5 protein-coding genes are annotated in these 3,931 nt (G+C 45.7%); all 5 read left to right on the top strand.

Annotated features, from left to right (window positions below; translation table 11 throughout):
* The first annotated feature begins 47 nt into the window (after positions 1–47).
* The 5 genes from rlmB (at position 48) to gmk (ending at position 3,786) form a co-directional block, all read left to right on the top strand.
* Positions 48–812, top strand: coding sequence for a 23S rRNA (guanosine(2251)-2'-O)-methyltransferase RlmB (rlmB, locus tag HY877_02155; GenBank protein ID MBI5299087.1), 765 nt, complete (start codon positions 48–50; stop codon positions 810–812).
* 81 nt (positions 813–893) lie between these two features.
* Positions 894–1,433 (top strand): OmpH family outer membrane protein, encoded by a 540-nt coding sequence (locus HY877_02160; protein MBI5299088.1) that lies wholly within the window; start codon positions 894–896, stop codon positions 1,431–1,433.
* Between the two features lie 18 nt (positions 1,434–1,451).
* Complete coding sequence (locus tag HY877_02165) at positions 1,452–2,189, top strand: FHA domain-containing protein (GenBank protein MBI5299089.1); 738 nt, start codon at positions 1,452–1,454, stop codon at positions 2,187–2,189.
* Between the two features lie 152 nt (positions 2,190–2,341).
* Positions 2,342–3,184 (top strand): YicC family protein, encoded by an 843-nt coding sequence (locus HY877_02170; GenBank protein ID MBI5299090.1) that lies wholly within the window; start codon positions 2,342–2,344, stop codon positions 3,182–3,184.
* On the top strand, positions 3,181–3,786 hold the full coding sequence (gmk, locus tag HY877_02175; GenBank protein ID MBI5299091.1) for a guanylate kinase: 606 nt from the start codon (positions 3,181–3,183) through the stop codon (positions 3,784–3,786). The genes HY877_02170 and gmk overlap by 4 nt, the downstream gene beginning before the upstream one ends.
* The last annotated feature ends 145 nt before the right edge of the window (positions 3,787–3,931 follow it).

Here is a 3,931-nt window from a genome sequence, read left to right on the forward strand (position 1 = left end):
AAACCACTGAACCCCTTTCGGAGTGATATTGATAATAGGAAGCATAAATGAGAACGAAGCAAAATACAGAGATTCTGTGTGGACGCAACACCGTTTTTGAAATGCTACGCGCGGGCAAAAGAAAATTTTTGCGCGTTTATTGGGGGATTCAGTCGCGCGATACCAAAGCGGAAGAGTTGCGTCAGATGATTCAAACCAGAAAAATTCCGGTGTCGGAATGTTTCGGCGATAAAATAAGACAAATTTCAGGTTCGGAAGATCATCAGGGGATTGCGGCGGAAGTAAGCATTTTTCAATATGCCGATCTGGAGTCGGTAGCCAACAAAGCCAAAGAGGATCCAAAAGGGGGATTTTTGGTTCTTTTGGATGAGATTCAAGACCCTCATAATGTGGGTGCTTTAATCCGGACCGCGCATCTTTGCGGAGCTTCCGGACTTGTTTTGCTCAAGCATCGCCAAGTATTGGTTACGCACACCGTTTGTAAGGCGGCTTCAGGAGCGCAAGAATATCTTCCGATCGTTCAAGAGGTGAATCTGGTAAATGTGATTAACTATTTGAAAGAAAATGGGTTTTTAATATGGGGAGCCGCGGGTGGAGAGGGACAATCTATTTTTAAGATCCAACCAAAATTCCCAATCGCTCTTGTGTTGGGAAGTGAAGGACGAGGGTTACGCCGACTTGTCCGGGAAAACTGTGATGCGTTGGTCACCATTCCCATGGAAGGGGTGCTGGACTCTTTTAATGTCTCTGTCGCGGGCGGTATTTTGATGGCAGAGCTCATGCGCCTTCGTAAGTGTCCGACACTTGTGTGAAAGCAAAGCAAAATTCCTTGTTTTTCTTGAAAGGGATGTTATAAGGCCGGCTCTCAATCAACTTTAAGAAAGGAAGGAAAAATGTTCAAGAAATCTCTCTTACTCGTCACTTTGGGGGTGTTGAGTCTCGGCGTTGTCACAACGCTTTATGCGGAAAATACACCGGCATTCAAAATCGCCGTTGTTGATTTTCAAAAAGCAATCAATGAAACTGAAGATGGAAAAAAAGCAGAAGCCCAGCTCAATGCTTCTTTGACCGAAAAGAAAAAGAAGTTTGACATCCTGAAAGGAGAACTGGAAACCATGAAACAGGATTTCGACAAACAACGTCTCGTGTTGAGCGGACAGGCTTTGGAAGATAAAAAACAGGCTCTTCAAAAGAAGTTGATGGAAGTGGAACAAAAATGGGCCGGTTTTGAGCAGGAATTGGCGAGCGCAAAAACAGAATCACTCAAGAAAATTTTAACCGGATTGCAATCGGTGGTTCAGACCATCGGTCAAAAAGATGGTTACACCCTTATTTTGGAAAGATCGCAGGGTGGGGTTTTGTTCACTTCGGGTGCAAAAGATATTACCCCCGATGTGATCAAAGAATATAACGCGCATCCGGCGAAAAAGTAGGACCCAAAAAAACAGTCCATGTCCCTTTCGTCCAAATTATTGGAGATTCTTGTCTGCCCCCAGTGCAAGTCCCGGCTGGCGCAGGTAGAAGGGGGGCGTGGTCTGCTTTGTCATCACTGTCTTCTCAAATTTCCAGTGCGGGAAGGAATTCCTGTCATGTTGGTGGAAGAAGCTTCCGATATGCGTGGAGCTGGTGTTCCACAAAAGACCGCCGCCGCTCCTGTGTCTGTGCCGCAAGCGAGAACAGCACCACAAACCAGAACAACACCGCAGGCCGCCAAAGGCGCACCACAACAAGCTTTCGGGAAGAACGTTATTTTTCGCGTGGTGCAAGGTCCGGATGAATCCATGACTTTCGATTTGAAATCGGGGACGTGTCGCGCCATTGGGCGTTCTTCTCAAGACACAACCAAGACAACTGTTTTGAATGTTGATTGGGCCCTTTCGTTGGATGAAGAAACAAAAAGTCTTGTTTTGCAATATATCTCGCAACAATTTCGCAAACCTCAGGCAACTCAGGAAGCGGCACATGCGGATCAACTTGGGGCTTTCAAACGCGCGCCCGATGTAGTGCTCAAAGACCAAACGCTTTCGCGTCTTCATGCGATGATTTTCTTTGATGATATTGGCATCGGCATTCTGGATCTCGTCAGCAAAAATGGAACATTTGTTAACGCGGAAGAAATCGAATCCCGTCTTTTAAAAAAGGGAGATACAATCGAATTGGGCGAAACAAAAATTATTTTCGAGGGATAAGAAAATGTGAGCGAGGATCCGGCTTTGTCGGTCCGAGAGAAAGGGGTGCGGGGGGAAGGAGCGTAGCGAGTCAAGGTCAGGCTTTGCCGGACCGCGAAGTATTCGCCATGTATTATCGGCGGATGCGGAGTAAAAATGCTCCCCCCGATATTATGAAATCAATGACAGGCTATGGAGCGGCTTCGGGAAAAGTGGGGCGGGGTCGTTTGTATATCGAACTTAAGACAACTAATCATCGTTACTGTGATATTTCTTTGCGCATTCCACCGCGCATGGGTTCGCTCGAAACAAACCTCAAAGAGCATCTCCAAAAAAGATTGAGCCGTGGTAAAATCGAATTATTTTTGAGAGAGTTAACTCCTGTATTTGGTGAGGCAGAACTTGTTCTGGATGTGGATCTCGCAAAACGTTATCAGAAAGCTATCACCCGTCTTCAAAAATTGTTGAAACTTGTCTCCAATGCGGATCTTCTCTCTTTGATGGGAGTGGAACCTTTTATTCATACGCAGGAAAAAGAGGGAAATTATCTTTCACACTGGAGAGATATTCAGAAATTATTGTTTCAACTTATTAATCAGGTAGAAAAAATGCGTATGAAAGAAGGGGCACACATTACCGCCGACCAAAAAAAACGCCTGAAAATATTGCGGCACCTTCTTGATAAAATTGAAAAACGTTCTTTGCAAAATTCAAAACAGCGGCGGAATGTTTTTGTTTCCAATCCGGGGAACGGAAATATGGAAACAAATTTGGCGGTTGATAAAATGGATATCACGGAGGAAGTCATTCGTCTTAAAAGTCACACCAAACAATACGAAGGCCTGTTTTTTTCCAAAGAACCGGTTGGGCGTAAACTCGATTTTTTAATTCAGGAGATGCATCGTGAAATCAACACAATCGGTGCGAAAGCAAATGATGCGGATATTTCTTCTTGTGTTGTCGACGGAAAAGCGCTGATCGAAAATTTGCGTGAACAGGTGCAAAACATTGAATGAACGGTAATCGTCTCATTATTATTTCCGCCCCATCCGGAACCGGTAAGACTTCCGTGATTCAACGCCTTTTAGTGACTCATCCCAACATGATTCATTCCGTTTCCTGTACAACGCGCCCCAAACGCGGGGCTGAAGTGGACGGTAAAGACTATCATTTCATTCCACAAGAAACTTTCCAGCAATGGATCAAGGAAGAAAAATTTGTGGAGTGGGCTAAAGTACATCACCGCTATTACGGAACACTCAAAGCTCCTTTAGATGAGGCCCTTCAAGAGGGAAGAGATGTTGTTTTGGATCTGGATGTGGAAGGGGGAATGGCGCTGAAAAAAATTTACGGGGAAAGGGCGCTGACTTTGTTTTTACTTCCTCCCTCCGTTGAAGAACTGGAGCGGCGTTTAAGTGAACGGGGAACGGACTCTCTTGAGGAAAGGCAGATCCGGCTTGACAATGCCCACCATGAGCTGGCCCATAAAGATCGCTACAACCACCAAATCATGAACGATAATTTGAAACATGCGTGTGAGGCGATAGAAAAAATTCTTGGGAAAGGGACTAGGGACTATGGACAAGAGACTATAGACTCAAGACAAAAGAAAAAGTAGTTGGTCTATTTGTAGGGGCTTGCGTCGCCCCCTCCACCGGCAAAGCCGGCGGAGCCTCCCCCTCACGTTCGCTTTGCTCACTCGGTAGATTCCACTCCAGCAAGCCCGCAGAGTACCATGCGCTTGCGCATGGGTGAATGCTTCC

It is taken from the genome of Deltaproteobacteria bacterium (assembly GCA_016213065.1).
Lineage (GTDB): Bacteria > UBA10199 > UBA10199 > SPLOWO2-01-44-7 > SPLOWO2-01-44-7 > JACRBV01.